The sequence below is a fragment of the Polynucleobacter sphagniphilus genome (assembly GCF_001953355.1).
Lineage (GTDB): Bacteria > Pseudomonadota > Gammaproteobacteria > Burkholderiales > Burkholderiaceae > Polynucleobacter > Polynucleobacter sphagniphilus.
The window spans coordinates 234,420-256,082 of the sequence record NZ_MPIY01000003.1 but is presented as its reverse complement, the minus strand read 5'-3'; the positions used below and the strand labels follow the sequence as shown (position 1 = coordinate 256,082).

Here is a 21,663-nt window from a genome sequence, read left to right as displayed (position 1 = left end):
TATGCAAATTAATCTGATTACCGGTATCTCGGGCTCAGGTAAATCAGTGGCACTCAGGGCTTTTGAGGATGCTGGCTATGATTGTGTAGACAACCTTCCTGTTCCCTTGCTTGAAAATCTCATTAGCACGCTTGAAAAAGAAAAGTGTGATCGGGTTGCTGTAGCAATTGATGCCAGGCGAGGTGAATCGATCGCAGACCTTCCTCTCATACTGGAACAATTGCGCCGTTCACACGAGATTCGCATTGTCTTCTTAAATGCAGACACCAATACCCTGGTTCAACGCTTTTCAGAAACTCGGCGACGTCACCCACTTTCCGGAACAAGTGAGCAGTCTGGGGCTGCCACCTTAATTGAGGCTATAGATAAAGAACGTAGTTTGTTAGAGCCTTTACGTGCGCAAGCACACAGCATTGATACCAGCAATTTGCCAGCCCATGCACTGCGCTCTTGGATACAAGACCTCTTAAAAGATAAACCGCTTGGACTAACGGTTGTTTTTGAATCCTTCGGATTTAAAAAAGGAGTGCCAAGCGATGCCGACTTGGTGTTTGATGTTCGATGCTTACCGAACCCTCACTATGACAAAGCGCTCCGCCCCTTGACTGGTAATGATGCCCCAGTACAAGCTTTCTTAGAAAAAATACCGGAAGTACAAAGTATGGAAGTGGACATCATTCACTTTGTTGAAAAGTGGTTGCCCCACTATATTGCTGATGGTCGCAGCTACCTCACCGTTGCAATCGGATGCACTGGCGGCCAACATCGCTCAGTTTACTTAGTTGGCCAGCTCAATAAATATTTTAGTGTGCAAAAAAACTTGGCGACCAGTCAGATTAATTTCCTTACACGCCATCGCGAATTAGACTCAATCCCTGCAGTAGCACTTTAATTGGCTGGGGTAAGCCATATTGACCTAACTGACGCAGTGAAACCCACTGCAAATCAGCATCACCCCATTCAATTGGCTTTGCCACCGACAGCTCCCAAATTTGCATCCACAGACGTCTGTGCGTGAAGACATGCTTTATTTGAGGACCGCGTTTTAGAGGTTCCGTTGTTTTCAAAGACTGAGGTGCAAGGGAATCAGGCAAGGTCAGCGCAAATAATTCTTGAGACTGCAGATCATTCGTTCTTGCACCAGCTCTAGCACTCCAACTTGATTCTGGCAGAGACCATAAACCACCCCAAATGGCTTTGCTAGGACGTTTTTGCAATAACACCCAATTGCCAGATCTCATTAAAAGCATGTCGCAATTGAATTCCGGGGATTTTGCTTTGATACGTTTACGGGGCAATATGAGAACTTGATCGCTTAAATTAGCCTGGCAGTCTTTAGAAAAAGGGCATTGATGGTTATTGCTCAAACAAACAGGCCCACGAGAAGTGCACCAAGTTGCGCCAAAATCCATCAAGGCTTGCGTATAGGTTGGCATGTCCTTTGCCTGGCTGGGTAACAATTCACCAGCCAAGTTCCATAAGCGATCATTGACAGCTTTTTCTTCAATCGGGTCTTCGATTGCAAATATTCTTGCTAGAACACGCTTTACATTCGCATCCAAAATAGGGGCGCGCACATGAAATGCAAAAGCGGCAATGGCGCCAGCGGTAGATCTACCAATCCCTTTTAATTGCTCCAGTAGCACTGGGTCATTTGGGAACTTTCCTGCAAACCGCTCGACTACTTGAACAGCACAGGCGTGCAAGTTTCTGGCACGCGAGTAATAACCCAATCCAGCCCACTCCGCCATAACTTCATCCATGCTTGCCGCTGCTAATTGCTTCACCGTTGGAAAGCGCTTCATAAAGCGAGGATAGCGCTCTAGCACTGTAGCTACTTGAGTTTGTTGCAGCATGATTTCTGATACCCATACTGCATAAGGGTCAAGATTATTTTGCCAAGGTAGACCTGCGCGCCCATGAAGGCCATGCCAGGCAATTAACTTCTTGGAGAAACTGGTAATCAACGCTTTTGACATTGCGGGCAAAAATAAGTTGAGCGCTGCCCCTGAACTATTTGCTTGATTGGTGTTTTGCAAATCTTGCATGGTAAATTTTTACGATCATAGACCTTGCTTTGAAGAGTAAAGTGTCCTGGCTCCCCTTCGCTATTGACAAAATCATTGAGGGTACTGCCACCTGCATCAATTGCTTTTTTAAGAATCATCCGTACCGCCTTGGCTAGGCGAGCGCATTCTGGACGTGTTAATTTTCCAGCCGGCTTTGCAGGATGAATCCCTGCTTCAAACAAAGACTCCGAGCAATAAATATTGCCTACTCCAACCACCGCTTGGCCAGCCAGTAAAAATTGCTTGGTGGCTACACTACGACCTCGCGAGCATGCGTATAAAACTGCAACACCATTCTCGCCAGAAAATTCCTCAGAGAATGGCTCAACACCTAATTTTTTTAGCAAGGGATGACTCTCAACCGGACCTTGTTTTTTTGCATGCCACAAGACAGCGCCAAATTTTCGGGGATCGTGTAGACGCAGACTCAGCGCACCAAACTCAAAGGCAACGCGATCATGCGTTTTCAAGGGATCCGATTTCGCCAAGACCCTTAGGGTTCCAGTCATGCCTAAATGCAACAAAAGATGGCCTTGGTCCATTTCTACCAATAAATACTTTCCCCGGCGCGCAATTGCATGCACTGTCTGTCCTGGCAAAATTTTGCCTAAATTACTGGGAATGGGCCAGCGCAAGCGTCCATCCAATATCTTGACGGCAGTCAGCGCCCTACCGATGAGATGGGGTGCAATTCCGAGTTTGGTGACTTCTACTTCTGGAAGTTCTGGCATAGATGGATTGTAGATTCGCGGATTAGAATGTGCTTATGAGCAAACTTTTTCAAAAGTCCCTTTTTAAGGGTTTAATACTTTCTGCCTCCATTGGGATTGCTAGCCTCTACTGCGCGCCTAGCTATGCAAATGCCATTGAAAGTGGCGAAGGGGTCTTTGCAGTTCTGGCCTCAGAAATAGCTTTGCAACGCGGCGAAGCTGGATTGGCGTACAAAACCTATTTAGACCTAGCGCAAGACTTAAAAGACCCTCGTCTTGCACAACGCGCCATGGAAATTGCCGTAGCCGCCGGCTCGCCCAAGTTGGCCCTCCAAGCAGCGCAAGAATGGGAAAGCTTGGCCAAGCCGTCCGATGTCAAACCCAAGGAAGCATTGATTACCCTTTACATTCTGAATCAACGCTGGTCTGATGCGGTACCCCCTGCCATTGCACTTCTCAATCATCAGACGCCAGCCCAGCGTGAGCAGACGCTCTTCCAATTACAAGAGCTGATTACAAAAACAGGTAATGAAGCCCAAGGAATGAGTGCCTATTATGAAATTGTTTCAGCACTCAAGCCAGAGCCACAAAATCCCGAGATTCTTTACGCCTATGCCATGGCTGCTGAGCAATCAGGACATACCGATGTGATGGAAAAAACTTTGCGTCAAATATTGCGCAAGCATCCAAACGATGCCAACAGCTTAAATGCCCTAGGTTACTCACTGGCAGATCGCAATCAAAATTTGCCAGAGGCTTATAAATTAATCAGCAAAGCGCATGAAATTGCTCCGCAAGATGCTTTTATTTTGGATAGTCTCGGATGGGTTAATTTTCGACTTGGTAAGAATGCACTAGCTCTCTCGCAGTTACAAAAAGCTTTTGAGGAAAAACCTGAGGCTGATATTGCTGCTCATCTTGGCGAAGTGTTATGGACCATGAATCGCCCCGCAGAGGCTGAAGATATATGGCGTGAAGGGCAAAAGCTCGATGCCAATAATCCCACACTAAAGGAAACCCTAGCGCGCCTAAAACCAAGCTGGTCAATCTCAGATAAAACTGCGCAAGGATCTTGGGACGGACGATTTGCAGTAAAAATCACCGGTCTTACTGAAGGCCAAAATCAAGGTGGATCGGGTGGATTTACCTTAACTCAGGATGAGCTCAAAGATATTTTAGAAATCCGTAGCCCCGTTGGTAGCTCACTTGCGAAAATTACGATTACTCCAAGTGAAGCATCCCTCGAACGCAATGGGGAAGTGGTCACTGCAATTGATGCAGATACCCTGATTCAAAATGTCTTGGGCTTGCCGCTGCCCGCACGTGGGCTCTCCGATTGGTTGCGAGGACAAGCGCGGCCCGGAAGCAATGCCAGCATTGAGCGCAATGAAAAAGGTCAAGTCAGTCAAATTACTCAAGATGGCTGGATTTTGCGATATACCTGGAGCAAATCGAGCAATTTAGAAAAACTGACCATGAGCCGCAGCTCAAACGTCGGATCGATTGATATTCGTCTGGTATTTGATAACCCGAATGAGTAGTCCGAGTGTGCAGACACTTGAGCTTGCCTGCCCTGCCAAGCTCAATCTATTTCTTCATATTATTGGTCGCCGTCCAGACGGCTACCATCTCTTGCAATCTGTCTTCCAGCTCATTGACTGGTGCGATACGCTAAGTCTTCAATGGATTCCGGAAAAAGAGATTCGGCGCATTAACCCAATCCCTGGGGTCCCCCCAGAGGAAGACTTAGTAGTTCGCGCAGCCCACCTTTTAATGGAGCTTGGTCAGGTTGATGGTGGCGTAGAAATTGCCCTTAAAAAGGAAATTCCGATGGGAGCAGGCTTAGGTGGCGGCTCATCAGACGCAGCCTCCACCTTAATTGGTCTTAATTACCTATGGAAATTGAATCTCGATATTCCCACGTTGAGCGAGTTAGGGCTCAAACTGGGGGCTGATGTACCTTTTTTCATTTTTGGACAAAATGCTTTTGTCGAGGGGATTGGTGAGCAGATTTCGGGTATTTCCTTGGAAACAAAGGACTTTTTAGTGATTTTTCCAAAACAGGGGATTGTTACTGCAGACATTTTTAAAGACAGTGATTTGACCCGAGACCACGCTCCGATTACAATAGATGGCTTTCTTGCAGAGCCAATGTCATTTCAGTCAAATGATTGTCAGGCAGTAGCGATGTGGATGAATCCTGAAGTGAAGCAAGCATTAGATTGGATTGCTGAGGTGATGCCAAATTCAAGGCCTCGTATGTCCGGTTCTGGCAGTAGCGTATTTGCGGTTCTTGAACCTCATGCAGATACTGCCAAACTAGAAAATCTTTTGCAAAATCTTCCAAAAGGATGGGTAGGTCGAATTGTTAGGGGGCTAAATAAAAATCCCGCTTACAATTTGATTTCTTCAGAGTAAGCTGTAGGGGAATCGCCAAGCTGGTTAAGGCACTGGATTTTGATTCCAGCATGCGAAGGTTCGAATCCTTCTTCCCCTGCCAAATACTGTAGAAACAAACATACATCACCCATTCAATATCACCAAAATACCAAATATCCTATGTCCGCCACAATGAATGCTGACCAATTGACTCTATTTACAGGCAATGCAAATCCTGTTTTGGCCCAAGCCGTTGCTAAAGAGCTCGACCTCCCCATGGGGAAAGCATTCGTCGGCCGCTTCTCCGATGGCGAGATTCAGGTAGAAATTCAAGAAAACGTGCGCGGTAAAAATGTGGTGGTAATTCAATCAACCTGTGCGCCAACGAACGACAGTTTGATGGAATTAATGATCATGATTGATGCCCTGAAACGAGCATCTGCAAGCCGCATAACCGCAGTGATTCCTTACTTCGGTTACGCAAGACAAGATCGCCGTCCTCGTTCAGCACGGGTTGCCATCTCAGCACGAATTGTTGCGAACATGCTCCAGTCAGTCGCTGGTGTCGAGCGCGTATTAACAATGGACCTCCATGCGGACCAAATTCAGGGCTTCTTCGACATCCCTGTTGATAACATCTACGCGTCTCCCGTATTGCTGGCTGACCTGCAGGCCCAAAAGACCCAAAAAGATTTAATCATTGTTTCGCCAGATATTGGCGGTGTTGTTCGCGCTCGCGCCATGGCTAAACAATTGGGCACCGATTTGGCCATTATTGATAAACGTCGCCCAAAAGCAAACGTTTCAGAAGTAATGCACTTAATTGGTGAAGTAGAAGGACGCCATTGCGTCATCATGGATGACATTATTGATACTGGCGGTACGCTCTGCAAGGCTGCTGAAGCCCTGAAAGAGCGTGGTGCCAAGGGTGTAACTGCCTACTGTACCCATGCCGTTCTTTCCGGTGGGGCAGTTGCTCGAATTGCTGCCTCGCAATTGGATGAACTGGTTGTTACCGACACCATTCCCCTGACTCCGGAAGCAATCAAAGTAAGTAAGATTCGCCAACTGAGCGTTGCTCCCATCCTCGCTGAAACGCTTTCCCGCATCAGCAAAGGTGACTCCGTGATGTCGATGTTTGCCGAATAAGCCAAAAACAAGTAATTAAGCCCTTTTTTGGTATTTTTCCAGCCTTTTTAGGCAAAAGCATCCAATCCCACGCTATAATCAAAGGCTTTTCTGTTTGGTCGCGAACGGAAATTAACCTTAATTTTGGGAATTCAATATGAAAGTAGTAGCCTTTAATAGAAGCGTACAGGGAACGGGTGCGAGCCGCCGTCTGCGCAACTCTGGAAAAACTCCAGGAATCATTTACGGTAGCAATGACCCAGCACTCGCAATTGAGTTGGATCACAATGCGCTATTCCATGCTCTTCGCAAAGAAGCATTTCACTCATCTATTCTTGATCTTGAGATCGATGGCAAAGCGCAGAAAGTGTTGTTGCGCGATTATCAAATGCATCCATTTAAGCCATTGGTACTGCATATCGACTTCCAGCGTGTTTCCGCATCTGAGAAAGTTCATATGCGTGTTCCATTGCACTTCACCAATGCAGACGCATCTGATGCGGTTAAATTGCAAGGTGCAGCACTAAGCCACATTACGAACGAATTGGAAGTTTCTTGCTTGCCAGCTGATTTGCCAGAATTCATTGAAGTAGATTTGGGCAAAATCGAAGTGGGTCATGCAATCCACGCTAAAGATGTTGTATTACCTAAAGGTGTGACTTTGGTATTGCACGTTGAGCAAGAGAATCCAGTGCTCGTTAACGCACGTATCCCATCTGTTAAAGCTGCTGACGCTGAAGCCGCTCCTGCAGCAGCTGCTGCTGCACCAGCCGCTGAAGCAAAAAAATAAGCCTGATGCTTTAAAGGCAATTGCTTCAATGAGAAGACCCGCTACTCGCGGGTTTTCTTTTTTGTAGAAATGCTTTTATTCTTACACTCAAATTATGACTAAATTAATTGTTGGCTTAGGCAATCCAGGAGATGAACACGAAGAGGACCGCCATAATGCGGGCTTCTGGTTTGTAGACGCCCTCGCAAAACAATTAGGCACCCGCTTTGAGACGGAAAAACGCTTTTCTGGCAAGGCGGCCAAGGCCAAATCGGCAGCTGAAGATATCTTCTTACTCAAACCAAGCACTTATATGAACTTAAGTGGGCAAGCAGTTGGAGCAATGTGCCGCTTCCATAAAATTTTGCCCAAGGATGTTTTAGTCGTTCAAGATGAGCTTGACCTCAAGCCTGGCACAGCTCGCCTGAAGCTGGGGGGAGGTACCGGGGGCCACAATGGCTTAAAAGACATTCAGGCACACCTAGGAACGCCTGATTATTGGCGTTTACGCCTAGGTATTGGTCATCCGCGTGATCTTGCTGGCGATGGCAGGCCTATGGACGTGGCAGATTATGTTCTCAGAAGGCCCCTACAAGAGGAACAAAAGCGCATTGATCAAAGCATCGAAAATGGCTTACAGATTTTGTCCTTATTTCTCAAGGGTGACACCCAAACTGCGATGTTGGAACTACACTCGAAAAATTAAGTACGTGCTTTAGCGCGTGTTGCTGCAATTAATACTTCGTATTTAGCCATTAATTGCTCTTTAGTCTCAACATGATTCGGGCTAAATGGTATGCAATCGACAGGGCAAACCTGGCGGCACTGCGGTACGTCGTAGTGACCAACACACTCAGTACATTTATCTGGATCTATTTCATAAATCTCTAGGCCCATGTAAATGGCGTCATTCGGACATTCTGGCTCGCATACATCGCAGTTGATGCATTCGTCTGTGATCATTAAAGCCATATTGAGATTCTTGTGTCTTTTTAAAGAATTATTTCTTTGAATTGCTATCGGCAACCTTGTTCACCAACCATTTTTCAACAGACGGGAAAACAAACTTACTCACATCTCCACCCATGGAGGCAATCTCACGCACAAAGGTGCCGGAAATAAATTGATACTGATCAGATGGCGTGAGAAACAATGTCTCCACATCCGGCAATAGGTAACGATTCATACCTGCCATTTGGAATTCGTATTCAAAGTCAGATACTGCTCTGAGTCCACGCACGATCACACGTGCATTGTGTTCACGTGCAAAATCTTTCAGTAGGCCGGTAAAACCAACAATCTTCACATTGGAATAGTGACCCAAGACTTCCTTCGCAATTTCAATCCGCTCTTCTAAGGTAAAGAAGGGTTTTTTGCTGCGACTGTCAGCAACACCCACAATCAGCTCGCCAAAAATACTCGATGCACGACGAACTAAGTCCTCATGTCCACGAGTAAAAGGGTCAAACGTTCCTGGATATACAGCGACAGTCATAATTCTCCTAAGGCTTTATCAGCTACAGGCAAGAGTTTAGTCCCTTATTCTGCGAAATAGACAGGCTTTTACCTGCCCTGCCTCTAAGTACTTTCCACAATGCCACCCTGGAAGTAAGGCTTCTATATCGCCTCTAGGGCGATTTGCAGGAAACTCAACATAAATACCGCCCCCCGCAGCATCATCACAAACCCGACCCGCCTCAATGACGGCCCGATCAAGTAACACCCCATCCTGAAATGGGGGATCGATAAAGATCAAATTGCAGCTGGAATCGCCTTGTGTTTTCAAAAACTCAAAACTATCCCGATGCAGTATTTCAACAGTGCCAGGCACGGCTGAGGATTGCAATAAAGCCAGATTCGCCTGCAAATTACTAAAGGCCTTCTTATCCTTCTCCAATAAGACAACGGAAGCTGCTTGCCGAGATCCTGCCTCAAAACCGAGAGCGCCAGTACCCGCAAATAAATCGAGGCAGCGTAAGCCACTTAAGTCCTGCCCCAACCAATTAAATAAGGTCTCTCGAATACGATCTGTACTAGGGCGCAATCCAGGCACGTCTATGACGGATAATAAGCGACTACGCCAAATCCCACCAATAATGCGCACTTTCTTTGGAGGCTGCAAAACACCCTTAGAAGTTCCCTTAGTAGGCTTATTTATTTGGATGCTCCCAGTACAACAATTTTCATGCGATCCATCGCAAGGTATTTCTGGAAAGCAGCATTAACCTGCTCAAGGCTAACGGCATTGACTTGCTGTGTCCATGTCTCCATCGTATCTAAGGGCAGACCATTCCAAACAATCGAGGAAACCGTATCCAATAATTTGCGATTGTTATCAATGCGCAGCGGATAACCATTAATCAAATTTGCTTTGGCTGCGAGCAATTCAGATTGGGTGGGTCCATCCTCAATAAACTTTGCCATGGTTGAACTCATAACATCAAGCGCCAAGGAAGCTTGATCACTCTTTGTTTGCAATCCCGCTTGAAAAATACCCACATCTTTACCGGGTGCAAAATAACTGAAGACACTATAGGCAAGCCCGCGTTTTTCACGGACCTCAGTCATTAAGCGCGAGACGAAACCGCCCCCGCCTAAAACATAATTACCCACCAAGAGCGGGAAGAAATCGGGATTATTGCGAGTAATCGCTGTCATTCCCATGGCAATATGCGCTTGCTGCGAATCAAAGGGAATATCTACCTCACGATCTGCTAATGGCTCTACAGGTGAGCGCGCAAAAGCGGGTAGGGCTGGAATCGCTGGCCCTGATGGTGGAATTCTTTTGAGCAAGGTATGCACTACCTCATTAGCTTCTACAGGGCTCACATCGCCAACAATGCTGACAATCATGCGCTCACCACGATAAAACTGTTTATGAAACCGCACTAAATCATTGGCCTCAATCGCGGCAATCGATTTAACCGAGGGCGAATTTGCTAATGGATAGTCACCATAAATCAATTTGCTAAATTGACGCTCCAGTACAAAATCCGGTTTAGTTTCTGCTTCGAGTAAACCAGTAATAGAACGCTGTTTTTCCCGCGCCAATATTTTTGCATCATAGATCGGGGTACTTAACATATCAGCCGCTAATTGCACTGCCCTATCGCGCAAATCTTTTCTACTTAAGCTGCGAATACGTAAAGTTGCACGCTCACCACTCACTGAGGTAGCAATATTTGCACCTAAATCAGCAATCTCATCAGCAATTTGCGCCTCAGATAATCCGTGCTGTTCGCCACGCACACCATAACTCATCAGCTCCGCAGTCATCGAGGCTAAGCCACTCTTACCCTTTGGATCATAGCGATCGCCTGCATCAATGCTGACCTCAATATCCACCATCGGCAAGGCCTTGGTTTGAACTAAAAAAGCTTTCGCACCATTTACTGCGGGCAATTGCTCTATGGGCAAGATGGCATATGCACTGTGTATCCAAGCAATAAACAGGAATATCCCAAAAACAAATGCTTGTTTAACGGAGAAAGGGGGCTTCATTTTGTAGCTCCCTTACTCGAGACATCCGCAGTATTACGAACTTGAGGATCCAACACTGCAATCGTCAAGCCGCTATCCACTAAATATTTTTTTGCTACCGCTTGAACTTGTTCGGGTGTGATGGTTTGCATTTTTTCCAAAATTGTGTCGATATCACGCCATGAGAATCCAGCCATTTCGATACTGCCAATTTCCATTGCCTGACCAAAGATGGAATCCCGTTTATAAATTTGATCGGAAAGCAGGTGGACCTGAATCCGCTTTAACTCGGAATCCAAAATACCTTTTGCCATTAATTCATTCAAGACCCCGCGAATAGCGGCTTGCGATTGTGCAATCGTTTTTCCTTTTGCCACGCGCGCACTGATCGTAAATAATTCTGGCCCACGAGAAATCATGTCATAACTGACATTGATATCGTTGACCACACGCTCTTGCTTCACCAAGATTCGATCTAAGCGGGCGTTGTCATAACCATCCAGCACTCCGGCAAGTAATTCAAGGGCATAAGGCTCAACATCATCTAACTTGCCAGGCTCTAAACGAGGAACCTTCCAGGCCATTGCAAGCTGCAAACTATCAGCAGGTGCTTTCACTTCTACCTGCTTGATACCCTTTTGAGGTGGCTCAATTTGTGGTTTGCGAACCGGTAATTCACGTGCCTGAGCAGGGCCATAATATTTCTCGACCATACGCAAGGTTTGCTCTGGATCAACATCCCCGCTAATCACAACGACTGCATTATTAGGCGCATACCAACTCTGATACCAGTTACGCGCATCAACTGCTTTCATATTTTGCAAATCATTCATCCAACCAATCACAGGATGACGATAAGGCGAACTCATAAAAGCGGTTGCCATCAAGGATTCATTTAATAGGCTAGCTGGATTATCTTCGGTGCGTAAGCGCCGCTCTTCCATGATCACCTGAATTTCTTTGGCATATTCTGCATCATCAAAATTGAGATTAGACATACGGTCGGCTTCTAGCTTCATCACATCGTTTAATTTTGATTTTTCAACCTGCTGAAAGAAGGCGGTGTAATCACGATTGGTAAAGGCATTCTCGCGCCCTCCCACGGCAGCAACTAAGCGGGAGAATTCACCGGCTTTTACTTGATCGGTACCCTTAAACATCATATGCTCAAGGACATGGGCTACGCCAGTGCGACCATTGGTTTCATCAATTGATCCTGCGCGATACCAAACCATATGTGCCACAGTAGGAGCGCGATGGTCCTCCCTCACAATGAGTTTGAGGCCATTCGAGAGTTGGTACTCATGGGTATCAGCAGTCTGATTTGCTTCAGCGCATGCCAATAAAGGCATACAGAGCAAGAAAAGCAAAGAAAGCCGCGGTAAAACGCTGCGCATCTGTAAGATCACTGTATCTCCAAAAATTAAATTGATAAGATGCATCTTTTAAATTGTATCGATTATGTTCGGCCTACGTAAAACCCTCGGTTCTCTATTTAAATCCAACCAAACTGACGAAGCTTGGTTTGAGACTCTCGAAGAGACACTCATCCAAAGTGATGTGGGACTACCCACCACTGAGCAATTGATGATTAAGCTGCGTAAAGCAGCAAAGTCAGAAAAGGCATCTACCCCTGAAGACTTACAACAACTTCTCATCCAAGAGGTCGCCGCATTACTTGGCGCCATAGAGCCCTCACCCAACCCCTTATATACCCATACCTTAATAGGTAGCCCTGAAGTTTGGCTGGTAATTGGCGTGAATGGGGCAGGCAAGACAACCACCATCGGCAAGTTATGTCGACTCTTTCAGTCGCAGGGTAAATCAGTCCTATTGGCCGCTGGCGATACCTTCCGTGCTGCGGCACGCAATCAATTGCAAGAGTGGGGTGGGCGCAACCAGGTTGATGTCATCACTCAAGAAGGTGGTGACGCAGCGGCAGTGGCGCATGACGCCATCCATTCGGCCATCTCACGCAAAAGCGATATTCTCATTATTGATACGGCCGGACGTCTGGCAACGCAAGACCACCTGATGGAAGAGCTTAAGAAGGTCAAGCGCGTCATCGGCAAAGCCCTACCCGGGGCACCACACCAGACCTTACTCGTTCTAGATGGAAACACTGGACAAAATGGTTTGAGCCAAGTCAAGGCATTTCATGCAGCCCTTGGTCTTACCGGAATCATCGTGACTAAGCTCGATGGCACTGCAAAAGGGGGGGTAATCTGCGCCCTTGCCCATACTCTGAAAGACGGCCCAAAACCAGCCATTCTGGCCCTTGGAAAAGGTGAGGGAATTGACGACCTAGTCCCCTTCACTGCCGAGCAATATTCAGCAGAATTATTCAATTAAATCAGTTGCTTGCAAAAGTAAAAAAGCATTAGCAGTCTCTTAACAGGAGTGCTAAAATGGAACTTATTCACACTTAAAAAATTCAAAAAAATGGTTCAAAAGAAAGCTGATAAACCGCTATTGCAAGCCAGGCAAACATTGCCAGCAGCGCAGACTGCTGGTGGTTCGCTTGCTTTTCCAATGTTGCCATCCCTCGGGATTGGCACACTCGATGCCTACATTAATTATGTTAATCGCGTCCCCATGCTCAGTGCTGCTGAAGAACTCCATCTTGCGCAGGAATTTCGTCGCACTGAAAATGTGGATGCCGCTAAAACCTTGGTGTTATCACACCTACGTTTAGTCGTCTCCGTTGCCCGCCAGTATCTTGGGTATGGTATTCCACACGCCGACCTCATACAAGAAGGTAATGTAGGCTTGATGAAGGCTGTGAAGCGCTATGACCCTACTCAGGGGGCACGCTTAGTATCTTATGCAATTCATTGGATCAAAGCCGAGATTCATGAATATATTCTCAAAAACTGGCGCCTCGTTAAGGTTGCCACTACCAAAGCACAGCGAAAGTTGTTCTTCAATTTACGCAGCAATAAACCGACTCTCAGCGCATTAACTCCCGGTGAAATTGAGGCGCTTGCAAAAGCCCTCGACGTTAAGGGGTCCGATGTCAGGGAAATGGAAATGCGCTTGGCTGGCGGTGATGTTGCACTGGACAGTGATGATAGCGACGAAGATGCTGCCTACGCACCCATTCAGTGGCTCAGTGATAGCACTCAGGAGCCTACTGAAATGATGGCCGCTGCCCAAACGGATGCACTCCAAGGACCTCAGCTAAACAACGCCTTGATGGCATTAGATGAGCGCAGCCGAAATATTGTGCAATCTCGCTGGTTAGCGATGGATGCCGATGGTCATGGCACAAAAACATTACATGATTTAGCTGATGAATACGGCATCTCTGCCGAACGCGTGCGCCAAATCGAGATGTCCGCTCTGAAAAAAATGCGGGCGATGCTACAAGCACCAGCCGCTTAATTTTTTACTGTTTCAACAACTCTTTCAAGTCTTGCGCTAAGGTCTGCGGACCTTGCGCATGCTTGATAAATAATCGCAATTGCCCATTACGGTCAAAAGCATAGCTGCCTGCGGTGTGATCAATGGTATATGAACCCGGGCTCGATCCGGGCACTTTCTTGTAGTAAATCTTAAAGTCTTTGGTAACCTTTTCTAAAGCAGCATCATCCGCTGGTCGTAGACCCAGAAAACGCGGATCAAAAGCCGGTACATACTGTTTTAGTATCGCTGCCGTATCTCGCTGTGGATCGACTGTCACAAAAAGAACTTGTACCTGATTTGATTGGGGCCCTAGCAAGTTCATTGCTTGCTCCATCTCTGTCAAAGTAGTTGGACAGACATCGGGGCACTGGGTATAACCAAAAAACATTACTACCACTTTGCCTTTGAAATCTTCCAATGTTCTGGTCTTATCATCCGGATCTAGCAAGCTAAATTCTTTACCAAATGCGGTACTTCCAGTGATATCCACATTCGTAAAACTGGCTTTTGGGCTGCAGCCCAATAGGGCAAGCCCCAAAATAGAGGCGGCGATTAACGATCCAAGGCGATAGAGTGGATTTCTCATTATTTTCTTAAATGAAATAGTGATCTATCAACAGGGCTGCAAATAAGAGTGATAAATAAGTGATAGAAAAACGGAAGGTCCTCTTTGCCAAGGCATCGCTATAAGAGATAAATAAGGCAATGACATAAGTCAGGAAGATGAAACCCAAAAGCACGGCTGCAATCAGATAGACCAAGCCACTCATCCCATAGATGTATGGAAGTAAGGTGGCTGCAATCAAAATCAGGGTGTAAAGCAAAATATTGAGTAGTGTAAAGCGCTCACCATGCGTGACGGGTAGCATTGGCAATCCGGACTGTGCGTAGTCATCACGACGATACAAAGCTAAGGCCCAAAAATGTGGGGGCGTCCATACAAAAATAATTAACACCAAGAGCCATGCTTCAGCAGACAGGCTATTAGTAACTGCGGCCCAACCTAGGGCTGGTGGCATTGCCCCAGACAATCCACCAATGACAATATTTTGCGGAGTCGCTGGTTTTAATAGCCAGGTATAAATCACCGCATAACCCACAAAAGTTGCAGCAGTCAGCCACATCGTTAAGGGATTGGTGAAGTTCCACAAAATGACCATTCCAAGGGAGCCCAAAATGATCGAGAAAATCACAATATGAATAGGCTTTAGCTCACCTGTAGCAGAAGGCCTCCAAGATGTTCGCTTCATTTTTGCATCAACTGCCTGCTCAATTAGACAATTCATTGCAAAAGCAGCGCCTGCCAATAGCCATATACCAACAATCCCGCCAAGCAAAATTGGGTATGGGACCATGCCAGGGGTGGCAAGAAACATCCCAATCACAGCACAAAAAACGGCTAACTGAGTGACCCGAGGCTTTGTTAAGACCCAATATTGTCGCCAACGAGGCATCGGGACTACGGCGGTGGAATTAGGGCTACTCATGATGGTCTTCTATCTTAATTGAATCGGGGATTTCCAGCTCGCCCAATAACTCATTCGTACTAAACAAAACACTAAAGCGGCTGCGCCGCCGGTATGCATTAAAGCCGCCAACAATGGCCACTGAAAGACCACATTAGAAATTCCTGTAATTACCTGGAGAATTAAAAGCCCCAACAGCAATTTGGATAAGGACTTTAACTGGGGTAACTGACGTGCAACGAAAAACAAAGTGGTCAGCACAAGCAAAACGAGCACCGCAAAAAGACGATGCGCCCAATGAATAGTCTGTAATGCAGTCGGAGAGAGATACTCACCTCCTGCGGTGAGGCCTAAGTGTCGCCACAGCGTAAAACCTTCTTGCCACTGTGTTTCAGGCCAAAATGCTCCTAAGCAAGTCGGAAAATCAGGACAAGCCAGCACGGCATAATTTGTACTGACCCAGGCACCTAAGAAAATTTGCACGCCAAGTACTCCAAAGGCAGCAGCGAGTAACTTAGCTGGCAAGCGCTCTTGATTGGCTGGTTCTGCAGTTTTATGAAAGCATGCTTGATTTGCGTAAGCAGTTAAGCATCCAAGCAAAACAATTGCTAAGAGCAAATGGGTGCTCACAATAATCGGTTGCAATTTCAGCGTGACTGTCCATGCACCAAATGCCCCTTGAATACAGACCAAGAGCAATAAACCCAAACTGCCATACAGTGGTTTAGTGCCAAGCGACTTCACCTTGCTGTACGCCATAAGCAGTTGCACCACAATTAATGTACCAACTGTCATTGCTAGGTAGCGATGAATCATTTCAATCCATGCTTTTGCAAGTGATACAGGCCCCGTCGGAAAAGCGGCATTTGCCTCCTGAATATCTCCCAGAGCGTGCCATGGATTAGAGGTGCCATAGCAACCTGGCCAATCAGGACAACCCAATCCAGAATCACTCAGACGTGTAAAAGCACCGAACACAATCAGATCAAATGTCATGAAGACTAAGAGCCAATTGAGTTTTTCAAAAAAACCATACTCGCGCTTTTGCCACAGATAAGTCAAAGGCAGGCCTGCAAAGACAATTGCAATGACCGCAAGCTCGAGGAATAAAGCAATGCTGCTCATTGCAATTTTTCGCCCTTGTAATTAATGCGCAGGAGCTTCTCTAAATCCTTCTTGATGCTGCCAAACTCCTTAGGAGAATTAGTCACCGGAAAATACATCATCTTTGCACCACTGGGATCGATCAGCTGGATTTGCTGTCCTGCACCTTCGTGATTGAGCCACTGCATAAACTGCGCTTTAAGTTCTGGGTTGGATGGCAGATCTTCAACAGTAAAACCAGCGGTTTCATGATCATAGGCAAGGGCTATTTCTGGGTCCACTTGCTTGCCATCGGTATTCACCCACAGCAGTTGTACGCGATTACTTTCCCTGCCCATTGCTACGCGCAATTGGCGCATCAAAAATAATGCTTCAAGGCATTTAGTATTCTGCACCGTACAATCGCCCGCTGGACGAGCTGCCACTAAAGTCCACTTACCTTGAAGAGGTAAAGCAAACCAAGCGGGATTGGTTTCTTGGACAGGCTGAACCAGCGTGCCGTAATTCGTTTTGCCACCCTCAGGCTTATATACATAGTAAGCAAAATAAGATGCTAGTACTGGGGCAGCGCAGGCCAATAATAAAAACAGCATTTGTATGCGCCCACGCTTAGTGCGTGCATTGATTGCCGAAGGATCCATTTGAGATGCCGGAATTAATACTTCGTTTTCATTCACTCTGATCACCACCTTGTTGCCGATATTGTTTTAAACCAGTCACCAGCCAAAAAATAAAGCCACACAATGCCAAAGCAAACCACTGGAAGGCATAAGCATGATGGCGCTCGACTCCTGTTGTTGGGGGTGCCCAACTCCTCGCCAAACCATCCAAGCCATCTACATTGGTTTCGCGCAATATAAATGGCAGCTGTTGCCACTGGTGCAAATTCGCTTCTTTTGCTAAATCTAAATTCTGCTCAATCCGGGGCCTGACAATAGGTCCATCATTTTTACCCAAGTCATACACCTTGCCTGGATTTGCCAAAGCAATACCCTCAACTACAACAAGGCCATCGGGGGTGCTGACAGGTGGTAATTCTGTACGGTTTTCAGTGTTACGGGGAGCCCAGCCTCGGTTTACCCACAACACAGTATCACTGCCCTGCAATTGAAAGGGCGTCATGACAAAAAAACCAGACTGAGCGGCGCTATTAGCACCACCTGCTGGTATAGGACGAGGGCGGTTATCGAGCCAAATAGTTTGACTGGGCAAGTAATGCCCTTTAGCAACGACACGCCGTTGTAATACTTCTTCTAGAGTCCAAGAGCGGCCATTTAAAGCCAATGGCGGTAATTGGGCATGCTCAGCCATGCTTTGCGACAAGGCCATCTTTTGGTGCGCTCTATCTAGTTGCCAGACCCCTGCAGCGCAACCCACCCCAATTACAAAAAGGGCTGATACAGTAGCGACTAGACGAGAGCCGATGAGGCTAGTGAATATATTCAAGGGGTTCGCAGAATGAAATGGGTTATAGCAATAGCATTATTAATGATTGTTGGCAGTCTTGGTTCCGCCCTATTCTTTATGATGCGCGACAAAGGTGGTAGCTCAAGAATGATTCATTCTTTGATGTTACGCATCGGCTTATCAATCGCATTATTTGCAGGAATCTGGATTGCTCACTACTTTGGGCTCATTGAGTCTACCGGTATTCAGGTGGGAGTCAGGTAAACAGCTTGAGGATGCAAAGGCCATAAAACACATCGGGGCTTTAAGCCCCGATTTTTGTCTCTCATTACATCCAGTAAACAGCGATGTAAAGACCAAGCCAGACTACGTCAACAAAGTGCCAATACCAAGCCGCACCCTCAAATGCGAAATGATGCTCAGCAGTGAAGTCCCCGCGAATTGCGCGACGCAAAACAATTGCCAACATCAAGCCACCCAAGAATACGTGGAATCCATGGAAACCAGTCAACATAAAAAAGGTGGAGCCATAAATACCAGAGGTTAATTTCAAGCCAAGCTCATGGTATGCGTGGTAGTACTCAAAACCCTGGAAGCACAAGAAAATGAAACCCAAGCTGACTGTTGCAGCCAAACCAATAATGGCCTGCTTGATGTGATTTTCACGCAATGCATGATGTGCATAGGTCACAGTCACACCAGAGCTTAAAAGTAACAATGTATTGATTGTTGGGATTGGCCAAGGACCCATCGTCTCAAACTGAGGGATCAAGCCAGCAGGGCCGGCATTCGGCCATACCGCTGTAAAGTTGGGCCAGAGTAATTTGCCTTCAACAGAACCGAGCCAAGGCATTGCAATATTGCGCGAATAGAACAAAGCAGCAAAGAAAGCACCAAAGAACATAATTTCTGAGAAGATGAACCAGGCCATCGACCAGCGATAGGAAACGTCGACGTTTGTACCATTCTTACCAGTATTTGATTCAGCAATCGTGTCACCAAACCAGTGGTAGAGAGAAAACAGCACCCATACGACACCGGCAATCGCCAAAGGACCGCCCCAGCTTGTGTGGTTTACCCAGCCAGTCATGCCAAAACCAAAAGCAATTAAGCCAATAGCCGTCACGACTGGATGTTTAGACAGTCCAGGGACAAAATAGTATGGGGTTGAATTGGATGACATCGTATTTCCTCTATTCAATCAAAAAATAATCAATGGGACACAACTGCTTTAACAATCAGGAGGAGCACACTCATAAAAATCAAAGCGCCCAGCACTCCCGCAATAATAATGTGGATAAAACTCAACGAAGCTACATCGTCTTGTAAACCCGATTTCTTACGGACACCTAAAAAAGCCCACATCACAGCAATCATTGACTGCAAAAAAGAACTTTTCTTTTTCATGAGGCCACCTTCGATTTAGGCGCTTCAGGTACTGCATGTTGACCCTCGCCTACCTCGAAGAATGTGTAAGACAAGGTAATCGTCTTCACATCTTGCGGTAAACCAGCATCAATAATAAAAACCACCGGCATAGTCTTTGTTTCATGCGCAGCTAAAGTTTGCTGCTGAAAACAAAAACATTCCAGCTTAGTGAAATACTCGGTCGCCACCTTAGGAGCGTAACTGGGAATGGCCTGAGCCTGCACAGCACGATCCAAATTATTGGATACCTGATAATCAATTTGCATCATTTCACCAGGATGCACTTCCAAAAAATTCTTTAGTGGGCGAAATGAAAACGGCCCACGACTATTGGAATCAAACTCAACCGTAATCACACGGGAATAATCTACTTGGGTGTTGCCAACCTTATTCGGGCTATAGGCACGCACACCATAGTCATTCTTATTCGTTAAAACATTGATACCAGTTACTTCACATAAAGCTTTGTACATCGGCACTAGGGCATAGCCAAAACCAAACATCATTACTGACACTATTAAAAGCTTCAGCAAAATTTGACGATTAAGCGTTTGCAGGCCTGCCATATCAACTTAATTGGGATTAACCCAAAACACTCCGCTTGAGAACGATGCCAATAAAAAATATGACAGCGACACTCAAAAGGGTAAGCCCCATTCTGCGATTATTCGCAGCTAGGGCTTCCTTAGAGCTGGAATTAAATTCCGGCTTCATGCATTTGTTCTGCACTTGGAGGTGTTTCAAAAGTATGGTGGGGTGCTGGTGAAGGCACTGTCCACTCCAAACCTTTGGCACCATCCCAAGGCTTCATGGGCGCTTTTTGACCTTGACCACGGTACGCAGGCAATACAACAAATACCAGGAAATACACCTGAGCCAGACCAAAGCCGAGCGCACCAATCGAAGCAATCATATTGAAATCAGCAAACTGAGTTGGGTAGTCTGCATAACGACGTGGCATACCTGCTAAGCCCAAGAAATGCATTGGGAAGAAGGTGATGTTGAAGAAAATCATGGAAGCCCAGAAATGGATCTTGCCACGAGTTTCGCTAGCCATATAGCCAGTCCACTTTGGACACCAGTAATAGAAACCAGCAAACATCGCAAACAAGGAACCAGCAACCAATACATAGTGGAAGTGCGCAACCACGTAATAGGTATCTTGTAGGCCAATATCAATCGGAGCCATTGCCAGAATCAACCCAGTAAATCCACCCATGGTGAATACGAAAATAAATCCAACCGACCACAGCATCGGTGTTTCAAAGGTCATTGACCCTCTCCACATGGTTGCAACCCAGTTAAAAATCTTCACACCTGTTGGAACCGCAATCAACATGGTTGCGTACATAAAGAACAGTTGGCCTGTCACTGGCATACCAGTTGCAAACATGTGATGCGCCCAAACAATGAAGGACAAAATCGCAATAGATGCAGTGGCATACACCATGGAGCTATAGCCAAACAAGGTTTTTCTGGAGAATGCAGGAATGATCTCACTGATGATGCCAAACGCAGGCAAAATCATGATGTAAACCTCTGGGTGACCGAAGAACCAGAAAATATGCTGGAACATGATCGGGTCGCCACCACCAACTGCAGAGAAGAAGCTGGTACCGAAATGACGATCAGTCAACACCATGGTGATTGCGCCAGCCAATACAGGCATTACAGCAATTAACAAGTAAGCAGTAATCAACCAAGTCCAGCAGAACATGGGCATCTTCATCAATGTCATGCCGGGAGCGCGCATATTCAAAATGGTCACGATGATATTAATCGAACCCATGATGGAAGAAGCACCCAATAAATGGAGGGCAAAAATCGCCATATCTAAGCCAGGGCCCATTTGATTAGTTAATGGCGCATAGAGAGTCCAACCGCCAGCAGGTGCACCGCCCGGCGCAAAGAAAGAGCCGAACAATAAACAAGCAGCTACTGGAAGAATCCAGAAGCTGAAGTTGTTCATACGTGCAAAGGCCATATCTGAAGCACCAATTTGCAATGGCACCATCCAGTTCGCAAAGCCAACAAAGGCTGGCATGATCGCACCGAACACCATGATCAAACCATGCATGGTGGTGAGCTGATTAAAGAACTCAGGGCGGAAAAATTGCAAGCCTGGCTGGAATAACTCCAAACGAATACCCAAAGCCATGGTTCCGCCAGCCAACAGACTGATAAACGAGAACATCAAATACATCGTGCCAATGTCTTTATGGTTGGTTGCGAACAACCAACGACGCCAGCCGTGTGGCGTGTGATCATCATGCGCGTGATCGTGTGCGTGGTCAATGGTAGTAGAGACTGTGCTCATG

The 21,663-nt window shown here is 46.4% G+C and carries 26 protein-coding genes and 1 tRNA gene; 10 read left to right on the top strand and 17 right to left on the bottom strand.

What is annotated here, in order from left to right; genetic code table 11:
- Position 1: 1 nt before the first annotated feature.
- Complete coding sequence (gene rapZ / locus BOQ04_RS04970; RefSeq protein ID WP_076023656.1) at positions 2-892, top strand: RNase adapter RapZ; 891 nt, start codon at positions 2-4, stop codon at positions 890-892.
- On the opposite strand, the gene mutY is transcribed toward rapZ, so the two are convergent.
- Together mutY and mutM are read right to left on the bottom strand one after the other, a co-directional pair.
- Positions 846-1,979 (bottom strand): A/G-specific adenine glycosylase, encoded by a 1,134-nt coding sequence (gene mutY / locus BOQ04_RS04965; RefSeq protein WP_076023655.1) that lies wholly within the window; start codon positions 1,977-1,979, stop codon positions 846-848. The two genes, rapZ and mutY, sit on opposite strands and share 47 nt — an antisense overlap.
- Entirely contained in the window at positions 1,964-2,800 is an 837-nt protein-coding gene (mutM, locus tag BOQ04_RS04960; RefSeq protein WP_076023654.1) for a bifunctional DNA-formamidopyrimidine glycosylase/DNA-(apurinic or apyrimidinic site) lyase, read from the bottom strand. The genes mutY and mutM overlap by 16 nt, the downstream gene beginning before the upstream one ends.
- A gap of 35 nt (positions 2,801-2,835) precedes the next feature.
- Between mutM and BOQ04_RS04955 the strand changes: the two genes are divergently transcribed.
- The 6 genes from BOQ04_RS04955 (at position 2,836) to pth (ending at position 7,761) form a co-directional block, all read left to right on the top strand.
- The gene (locus BOQ04_RS04955) at positions 2,836-4,320 is read left to right on the top strand and encodes a lipoprotein insertase outer membrane protein LolB (protein WP_076023653.1); all 1,485 of its coding nucleotides are present in this window, start codon (positions 2,836-2,838) and stop codon (positions 4,318-4,320) included.
- On the top strand, positions 4,313-5,197 hold the full coding sequence (ispE, locus tag BOQ04_RS04950; RefSeq protein ID WP_076023652.1) for a 4-(cytidine 5'-diphospho)-2-C-methyl-D-erythritol kinase: 885 nt from the start codon (positions 4,313-4,315) through the stop codon (positions 5,195-5,197). Before BOQ04_RS04955 ends, ispE begins: the two co-directional genes overlap by 8 nt.
- Positions 5,198-5,202: 5 nt before the next feature.
- Positions 5,203-5,279, top strand: a tRNA-Gln gene (locus BOQ04_RS04945).
- Positions 5,280-5,350: 71 nt separating this feature from the next.
- Positions 5,351-6,307 (top strand): ribose-phosphate pyrophosphokinase, encoded by a 957-nt coding sequence (locus BOQ04_RS04940; RefSeq protein ID WP_076023847.1) that lies wholly within the window; start codon positions 5,351-5,353, stop codon positions 6,305-6,307.
- A 136-nt stretch (positions 6,308-6,443) separates the two neighbouring features.
- The gene (locus BOQ04_RS04935; RefSeq protein ID WP_076023651.1) at positions 6,444-7,076 is read left to right on the top strand and encodes a 50S ribosomal protein L25/general stress protein Ctc; all 633 of its coding nucleotides are present in this window, start codon (positions 6,444-6,446) and stop codon (positions 7,074-7,076) included.
- Between the two features lie 94 nt (positions 7,077-7,170).
- Positions 7,171-7,761 (top strand): aminoacyl-tRNA hydrolase, encoded by a 591-nt coding sequence (gene pth, locus BOQ04_RS04930; RefSeq protein ID WP_076023650.1) that lies wholly within the window; start codon positions 7,171-7,173, stop codon positions 7,759-7,761.
- On the opposite strand, the gene BOQ04_RS04925 is transcribed toward pth, so the two are convergent.
- The 5 genes from BOQ04_RS04925 to BOQ04_RS04905 are packed head-to-tail and all read right to left on the bottom strand — an operon-like array spanning position 7,758 to position 11,944.
- Positions 7,758-8,027 carry a YfhL family 4Fe-4S dicluster ferredoxin gene (locus tag BOQ04_RS04925; RefSeq protein ID WP_076023649.1) on the bottom strand — a complete coding sequence of 90 codons (270 nt, stop codon included), beginning with the start codon at positions 8,025-8,027 and terminating at the stop codon, positions 7,758-7,760. The genes pth and BOQ04_RS04925 overlap by 4 nt on opposite strands.
- Positions 8,028-8,055: 28 nt before the next feature.
- Complete coding sequence (coaD, locus tag BOQ04_RS04920) at positions 8,056-8,550, bottom strand: pantetheine-phosphate adenylyltransferase (protein WP_076023648.1); 495 nt, start codon at positions 8,548-8,550, stop codon at positions 8,056-8,058.
- Positions 8,551-8,586: 36 nt separating this feature from the next.
- Positions 8,587-9,177: a 16S rRNA (guanine(966)-N(2))-methyltransferase RsmD gene (gene rsmD / locus BOQ04_RS04915; RefSeq protein WP_083657516.1), complete on the bottom strand. Its 591-nt coding sequence runs from the start codon at positions 9,175-9,177 to the stop codon at positions 8,587-8,589.
- Positions 9,178-9,209: 32 nt separating this feature from the next.
- Complete coding sequence (locus BOQ04_RS04910) at positions 9,210-10,556, bottom strand: M16 family metallopeptidase (protein WP_076023646.1); 1,347 nt, start codon at positions 10,554-10,556, stop codon at positions 9,210-9,212.
- A complete protein-coding gene (locus BOQ04_RS04905; RefSeq protein ID WP_233126649.1) occupies positions 10,553-11,944 on the bottom strand; it encodes a M16 family metallopeptidase in 1,392 nt (463 codons plus the stop codon). Before BOQ04_RS04905 ends, BOQ04_RS04910 begins: the two co-directional genes overlap by 4 nt.
- A gap of 52 nt (positions 11,945-11,996) precedes the next feature.
- On the opposite strand from BOQ04_RS04905, the gene ftsY reads away from it, so the two are divergent.
- Entirely contained in the window at positions 11,997-12,887 is an 891-nt protein-coding gene (gene ftsY, locus BOQ04_RS04900; RefSeq protein WP_076023645.1) for a signal recognition particle-docking protein FtsY, read from the top strand.
- Between the two features lie 90 nt (positions 12,888-12,977).
- The gene (gene rpoH / locus BOQ04_RS04895) at positions 12,978-13,919 is read left to right on the top strand and encodes an RNA polymerase sigma factor RpoH (protein WP_076023644.1); all 942 of its coding nucleotides are present in this window, start codon (positions 12,978-12,980) and stop codon (positions 13,917-13,919) included.
- 4 nt (positions 13,920-13,923) lie between these two features.
- On the opposite strand, the gene BOQ04_RS04890 is transcribed toward rpoH, so the two are convergent.
- Genes BOQ04_RS04890 through BOQ04_RS04870 form a run of 5 tightly spaced genes read right to left on the bottom strand, consistent with a single transcriptional unit; the run spans position 13,924 to position 17,956 of the window.
- Complete coding sequence (locus tag BOQ04_RS04890) at positions 13,924-14,526, bottom strand: SCO family protein (protein ID WP_076023643.1); 603 nt, start codon at positions 14,524-14,526, stop codon at positions 13,924-13,926.
- A gap of 7 nt (positions 14,527-14,533) precedes the next feature.
- Positions 14,534-15,427 (bottom strand): heme o synthase, encoded by an 894-nt coding sequence (cyoE, locus tag BOQ04_RS04885; protein WP_076023642.1) that lies wholly within the window; start codon positions 15,425-15,427, stop codon positions 14,534-14,536.
- 9 nt (positions 15,428-15,436) lie between these two features.
- Positions 15,437-16,531 (bottom strand): COX15/CtaA family protein, encoded by a 1,095-nt coding sequence (locus tag BOQ04_RS04880; RefSeq protein WP_076023641.1) that lies wholly within the window; start codon positions 16,529-16,531, stop codon positions 15,437-15,439.
- On the bottom strand, positions 16,528-17,187 hold the full coding sequence (locus tag BOQ04_RS04875) for a hypothetical protein (protein ID WP_076023640.1): 660 nt from the start codon (positions 17,185-17,187) through the stop codon (positions 16,528-16,530). The genes BOQ04_RS04880 and BOQ04_RS04875 overlap by 4 nt, the downstream gene beginning before the upstream one ends.
- Complete coding sequence (locus BOQ04_RS04870) at positions 17,180-17,956, bottom strand: SURF1 family protein (RefSeq protein ID WP_076023639.1); 777 nt, start codon at positions 17,954-17,956, stop codon at positions 17,180-17,182. Before BOQ04_RS04870 ends, BOQ04_RS04875 begins: the two co-directional genes overlap by 8 nt.
- Before the next feature lie 12 nt (positions 17,957-17,968).
- On the opposite strand from BOQ04_RS04870, the gene BOQ04_RS04865 reads away from it, so the two are divergent.
- Positions 17,969-18,181: a twin transmembrane helix small protein gene (locus tag BOQ04_RS04865; protein ID WP_076023638.1), complete on the top strand. Its 213-nt coding sequence runs from the start codon at positions 17,969-17,971 to the stop codon at positions 18,179-18,181.
- A gap of 64 nt (positions 18,182-18,245) precedes the next feature.
- Here the strand turns inward: BOQ04_RS04865 and BOQ04_RS04860 are convergent, their stop codons facing one another.
- Genes BOQ04_RS04860 through ctaD form a run of 5 tightly spaced genes read right to left on the bottom strand, consistent with a single transcriptional unit; the run spans position 18,246 to position 21,662 of the window.
- Positions 18,246-19,100 (bottom strand): cytochrome c oxidase subunit 3, encoded by an 855-nt coding sequence (locus BOQ04_RS04860; protein ID WP_076023637.1) that lies wholly within the window; start codon positions 19,098-19,100, stop codon positions 18,246-18,248.
- Positions 19,101-19,129: 29 nt separating this feature from the next.
- On the bottom strand, positions 19,130-19,324 hold the full coding sequence (locus BOQ04_RS04855) for a DUF2970 domain-containing protein (protein WP_076023636.1): 195 nt from the start codon (positions 19,322-19,324) through the stop codon (positions 19,130-19,132).
- Positions 19,321-19,911: a cytochrome c oxidase assembly protein gene (locus tag BOQ04_RS04850; RefSeq protein WP_076023635.1), complete on the bottom strand. Its 591-nt coding sequence runs from the start codon at positions 19,909-19,911 to the stop codon at positions 19,321-19,323. The genes BOQ04_RS04855 and BOQ04_RS04850 overlap by 4 nt, the downstream gene beginning before the upstream one ends.
- A gap of 16 nt (positions 19,912-19,927) precedes the next feature.
- Complete coding sequence (locus BOQ04_RS10990) at positions 19,928-20,059, bottom strand: cytochrome oxidase small assembly protein (protein ID WP_269844384.1); 132 nt, start codon at positions 20,057-20,059, stop codon at positions 19,928-19,930.
- On the bottom strand, positions 20,043-21,662 hold the full coding sequence (gene ctaD, locus BOQ04_RS04845) for a cytochrome c oxidase subunit I (protein WP_076023634.1): 1,620 nt from the start codon (positions 21,660-21,662) through the stop codon (positions 20,043-20,045). Before ctaD ends, BOQ04_RS10990 begins: the two co-directional genes overlap by 17 nt.
- Position 21,663 lies beyond the last annotated feature (1 nt).

Coding starts and splice junctions, on each gene's coding strand:
- rapZ (WP_076023656.1), top strand. CDS start 2: ATGCAAATTAATCTGATTACCGGTATCTCGGGCTCAGGTAAATCAGTG.
- mutY (WP_076023655.1), bottom strand. CDS start 1,979: ATGTCAAAAGCGTTGATTACCAGTTTCTCCAAGAAGTTAATTGCCTGG.
- mutM (WP_076023654.1), bottom strand. CDS start 2,800: ATGCCAGAACTTCCAGAAGTAGAAGTCACCAAACTCGGAATTGCACCC.
- BOQ04_RS04955 (WP_076023653.1), top strand. CDS start 2,836: ATGAGCAAACTTTTTCAAAAGTCCCTTTTTAAGGGTTTAATACTTTCT.
- ispE (WP_076023652.1), top strand. CDS start 4,313: ATGAGTAGTCCGAGTGTGCAGACACTTGAGCTTGCCTGCCCTGCCAAG.
- BOQ04_RS04940 (WP_076023847.1), top strand. CDS start 5,351: ATGAATGCTGACCAATTGACTCTATTTACAGGCAATGCAAATCCTGTT.
- BOQ04_RS04935 (WP_076023651.1), top strand. CDS start 6,444: ATGAAAGTAGTAGCCTTTAATAGAAGCGTACAGGGAACGGGTGCGAGC.
- pth (WP_076023650.1), top strand. CDS start 7,171: ATGACTAAATTAATTGTTGGCTTAGGCAATCCAGGAGATGAACACGAA.
- BOQ04_RS04925 (WP_076023649.1), bottom strand. CDS start 8,027: ATGGCTTTAATGATCACAGACGAATGCATCAACTGCGATGTATGCGAG.
- coaD (WP_076023648.1), bottom strand. CDS start 8,550: ATGACTGTCGCTGTATATCCAGGAACGTTTGACCCTTTTACTCGTGGA.
- BOQ04_RS04910 (WP_076023646.1), bottom strand. CDS start 10,556: ATGAAGCCCCCTTTCTCCGTTAAACAAGCATTTGTTTTTGGGATATTC.
- ftsY (WP_076023645.1), top strand. CDS start 11,997: ATGTTCGGCCTACGTAAAACCCTCGGTTCTCTATTTAAATCCAACCAA.
- rpoH (WP_076023644.1), top strand. CDS start 12,978: ATGGTTCAAAAGAAAGCTGATAAACCGCTATTGCAAGCCAGGCAAACA.
- BOQ04_RS04890 (WP_076023643.1), bottom strand. CDS start 14,526: ATGAGAAATCCACTCTATCGCCTTGGATCGTTAATCGCCGCCTCTATT.
- cyoE (WP_076023642.1), bottom strand. CDS start 15,427: ATGAGTAGCCCTAATTCCACCGCCGTAGTCCCGATGCCTCGTTGGCGA.
- BOQ04_RS04880 (WP_076023641.1), bottom strand. CDS start 16,531: ATGAGCAGCATTGCTTTATTCCTCGAGCTTGCGGTCATTGCAATTGTC.
- BOQ04_RS04865 (WP_076023638.1), top strand. CDS start 17,969: ATGAAATGGGTTATAGCAATAGCATTATTAATGATTGTTGGCAGTCTT.
- BOQ04_RS04860 (WP_076023637.1), bottom strand. CDS start 19,100: ATGTCATCCAATTCAACCCCATACTATTTTGTCCCTGGACTGTCTAAA.
- BOQ04_RS04855 (WP_076023636.1), bottom strand. CDS start 19,324: ATGAAAAAGAAAAGTTCTTTTTTGCAGTCAATGATTGCTGTGATGTGG.
- BOQ04_RS04850 (WP_076023635.1), bottom strand. CDS start 19,911: ATGGCAGGCCTGCAAACGCTTAATCGTCAAATTTTGCTGAAGCTTTTA.
- BOQ04_RS10990 (WP_269844384.1), bottom strand. CDS start 20,059: ATGAAGCCGGAATTTAATTCCAGCTCTAAGGAAGCCCTAGCTGCGAAT.
- ctaD (WP_076023634.1), bottom strand. CDS start 21,662: ATGAGCACAGTCTCTACTACCATTGACCACGCACACGATCACGCGCAT.